This window comes from Nocardia tengchongensis (genome assembly GCF_054781395.1).
This window is the reverse complement of record NZ_BAAGUM010000005.1, coordinates 229,458-233,167: the sequence shown is the minus strand read 5'-3', so window position 1 is coordinate 233,167 and position 3,710 is coordinate 229,458. Positions and strand designations below refer to the sequence as shown.

Annotated in this window: 4 protein-coding genes; all 4 read right to left on the bottom strand. The window is 65.2% G+C overall.

Translation table 11 applies throughout. The features are described 5' to 3' along the window. Positions 1–29: 29 nt before the first annotated feature. Positions 30–518: a YbaB/EbfC family nucleoid-associated protein gene (locus ACYVKL_RS09755; RefSeq protein ID WP_357197878.1), complete on the bottom strand. Its 489-nt coding sequence runs from the start codon at positions 516–518 to the stop codon at positions 30–32. A gap of 7 nt (positions 519–525) precedes the next feature. Beyond that, positions 526–840, bottom strand: coding sequence for a hypothetical protein (locus tag ACYVKL_RS09750; protein WP_379168503.1), 315 nt, complete (start codon positions 838–840; stop codon positions 526–528). A 96-nt stretch (positions 841–936) separates the two neighbouring features. Next, complete coding sequence (locus tag ACYVKL_RS09745; protein ID WP_379168501.1) at positions 937–1,725, bottom strand: ESX secretion-associated protein EspG; 789 nt, start codon at positions 1,723–1,725, stop codon at positions 937–939. Next, on the bottom strand, positions 1,722–3,677 hold the full coding sequence (locus tag ACYVKL_RS09740) for a hypothetical protein (protein WP_379168500.1): 1,956 nt from the start codon (positions 3,675–3,677) through the stop codon (positions 1,722–1,724). The genes ACYVKL_RS09745 and ACYVKL_RS09740 overlap by 4 nt, the downstream gene beginning before the upstream one ends. Positions 3,678–3,710 lie beyond the last annotated feature (33 nt).

Sequence of the window (3,710 nt, the reverse complement as noted above, 5' to 3'; positions counted from 1 at the left end):
GCGCCGCTAACCCACCGATAGAGGTGGAGTCACCATCCGGAATCGGTGGCCCCGCCACGATTTCGCCGCGAGTCGTCCGAATCCGGCTCCGCGGCACGACGTTCCGGCGCCTTGGGCGGCGCGGTCGACACCACCGGCGGTTCCGGAATCCGCAGCGCCTCAGTCAGATCCGGCATGCCCGGCACCAGTTCGGTCAGCCTGGGCAGGCGATTGCGGTTCTGCGACACCGGGGCCATGATCTCCCGGCTGCGCCGCGCCACCTCCGCGGACGCCTGCTGCGCGGCCTCGGTCACCGCCTTCGCGATCTCCGGGTAGTCGAGATCGTCGATATTCGAGGCGAACTTGGTCTCGATCACCGTGCCATCGGCGTTGACGGTGACGGTCACCCGTTTGCCGCGCACGCTCGCGGACGCGGTGACCGCCGCGCGCTGCTGCTGCAACTGGGTGATGGTGCGCATCTGATCGCGGAAATCGTCGAGGATATCCGTGAAATCGGCCTTGGCCCGCTCGTTCACCATGATCGGCTCACTCGAACCCGTCGCCGTTGCCGTGATCCATCTTCTTCAGCTCCTCGGCGGCCTTCAACTGGCCGTCGGAGAAGTTTCCGAAGGTGCCCGCCATATTGCCCGCGCCCTCGACGATGTTCTTCCGGCTGGCGAGATAGCCCTGATCACCTTCGGCGAAGTTGCTGCCGAGCGTGTCGTTCCCCCACGGCGTCCCCCGACCGTCCGCCGCGGAAGCCAGTGTGCTCAGGACCTTTTCGATCCCGTCGCGCACCTTGTCCGTCTTACCGGCCGCCTTGGTCAACAGATCCTCGTAAGCCTCCAGCCGACCGCTCATGGGAGAAACCATGTCAGGCGTGAGCGACCGGGCAGTTGCCGGAACCTTAACGAAGAGTGCTGATTCGGGCGTATCGAGACACCCCGCCCGACGCCGTCAGCCCAGCGATTCGCCCCGAGCCTCCATGTGCTGGAGGACCTCCCGCATCAGACCATCGATTCGGTTCGCCAGTTGTTGCGGGCCGGTAGCGACCGCGTGCGTCTCCGGTCGGCCCATCTCGAACGCGTAGCGCCCGTCCATCGGCAGATCCCGCCAGACCAGCAGCGATTCCATGTGGCCACGCGGTCCGTACATGGACCGGCCCTGCATCACCCTGACGAAACCATTCCACTCGATGGGCTTGGCCCAGAAAGCGGCACTGCGGCTCTCGTCGGTCTCTTCGAACGAATCAAACGCCAACGACTGCCTGACCTCGTACGGATCCCGTTCCTCGGGCTCCGTCACCAGCGGCACCGCGGGCCCGCTCCCTGGCTCGGTCGCAGGCAGCTGACCGACGATCAAACCCGGCAGATCCTCGGGTTCACACTCGGTCAGCGTGAATCCGCCACTGTGGTAAATGGTTTCACCCGGCTTCATGGTGACCATCACCGCGCGACGGCCGCGACGAGCCAGGTGCGCGCGAATCCGAAGCTCCGGATTGTCGAGGTCATCCTCCCGCCGCGCATGGGCCCCGATCGAGAGCTCAGGATTCCGGAGCAGCTCGAACACCGGCTCGAGCTCCGCGAACACAGCGGGCCCGAGCTGTTCCGTCACCTCGACATGCCGACGCCTCGCGTCCTCCTCATACCGGGTGTGGCTGGTGTACACCAGCGGAAACGGCACCTTGCCATCGAGGAACCGCTCGCACAGCACGAAGAACTCGTCATCGCTGAAATCCCAGATCACCGCTCAGCCACCGGAACCGTTGCCGTGGGCGCCTCGAACGCCTGCTCGAGGCCGCGCTCGAGAGTGCGCACGAAATCCACGGGACCGGCCACCGGCTCCGCACCGGCGGCACCGGACGCCACCATCGCACCCTCCGGAGTGCCGATCGGCGCAGCCGGCTCCGCTCCCAGACCCGTACGGAACAAGTTGGTGAACGACGGAGAACCCGCGACCTGACCGGACGCCCGCACCGCGCCATCCGGTCCGGGCAGCGCCTGCGAACGCACCTCGGCGGCCGGATTCGCCACCTGGGGAGTATCCGCCCCGCTGACACCGAGCAGCTGGCCCAGCTGGGCCAGCTTTGCCGGATCCTTCTCGATCGCCGCGAACGCGCTGGTTATCTTCTCCTCCGGCACGCCGAAAAGGTGTGCCAGCGTAGCGGTGTCGCTCGACTGCATGGCGGATTGCAACTGCTGCAACATGGTCGGCAGCTGCTGCGAGAGCGTCGAGATACCCGAGTTCATACCGGTGAGCAGCGACGTGAGCATACCCGTCAGCTGCGAGCTGTCCGCACTGCCCGTGGAGCCGGTGGGCGAGGTACCTTGCGGCGTAGTCGCATTCGGGCTGGAACCGTTGGGATTGGACCCGTTCGGATTCGACCCGTTGGGATTGGAACCGTTCGGGTTCTGATTCGGGTTCTGGTGGTTCTTGTCGTTCGGATTCTGGTGGTTCTTGTCCTGGGCGTGCTTCGTCTTGTCTTTGTCGTCGACCTTCGGATGGTTCTGCGTCTGAGGATGATTCGCCCCGCCGCCGTTGTTCGCGCCACCGCCACCGTTGTTCGCGCCACCGCCACCCTGCGGGTGACCCTTGTCGCCGTCCTTCGGCTTGTCGCCGTCCTTCGGCTTGTCGCCGTCCTTGGGCTTGTCGCCGTCTTTCGGCTTGTCGCCGTCTTTCGGCTTGTCGCCATCTTTCGGCTTGTCGCCGTCCTTCGGCGCCGGAGCCTGGTCGATGCGCGGTGCCGGCATCACCGGCATCACCGACAACGTGTGCTTGCCCGGCTTCAGGTAGTAGTCCCCGAAGCTGTCGCGGGCCTCCTCCAGGTCGGAGCCGCGGAACCAGGAGAGGTACCAGCCGTCCGTGGCCTTCGCCGGCATCAGGTAGCCACAGCTGTTCATCCAGTTGCCCGTGTAGTTCAGCAGCTGACCCATGATCTTCATGGTGTCGACCAGCGGCGCCAGATCCTGGCCGTACTTGTCCACGGCGGCGCGCGCGGCCTGCCCGCCGGCGCCGAGCCAGCTGTTACTCAACCCACCGATCGTGTTGACGTATGCGCCGACCTTGGTGTTGATCTTCTCGGCCATGCCCGCGTATGCCTCACCCGCGGTCCGGTACTTGTCGCCCTGGGCGCCGGTCTTGGTGAGCGTGTCGTGCAACGCGATCATCGGCGGCCACTCCTGGATGTTCTTGTCCTCCCAGTTGATCTCGAAGTGGTCCTTCGTCTTCTTGTCGTTCTCGGCCCACTTCTTCAGATCCTCACGGAAGCCGTCGCCGTACCCGCCCGCCTGCTTCTCGTAGTTCTTCGGATCGACATCGAGCTTCGCGGTGCCCGTCGACATCTTGTAGTCACCGGCCCAGTCGATGTTCTTCTGCGCGGCCGTGAGCTGATCGGCCGACAACTTGTCCGCGTACCGGTACGCCTGGGACGCCTCACGGAAGATGTCGACCATATTCGTCAGGATGTCGATGTGCGTGCCGAGCGCGTTGTACAGCTCGGTTCCCCGCCGGTTCAGCCCGGCCGCCAGTTCCGCGCCCGACGGATAGGACCCGATGTTCGGCAACGAGTCGAGATGAAAGTCCGTGACCGCCTTCTGATAGGCGCGCATCGACTCGGCCAGCGTCGAGGCCGCCGTCATGGCGGTCTGCGCGTCCTTGGGATCGAACTGCAACGTGTGCGCGCCGATCTGCGCCTTCAAGCCCGATCCCCACACAGGTGTTTTCGTATTATC

Bases quoted from the DNA above. Each gene is read 5' to 3' on its own strand.
- ACYVKL_RS09750 (WP_379168503.1), bottom strand. From the start codon at position 840: ATGAGCGGTCGGCTGGAGGCTTACGAGGATCTGTTGACCAAGGCGGCC.
- ACYVKL_RS09755 (WP_357197878.1), bottom strand. From the start codon at position 518: ATGGTGAACGAGCGGGCCAAGGCCGATTTCACGGATATCCTCGACGAT.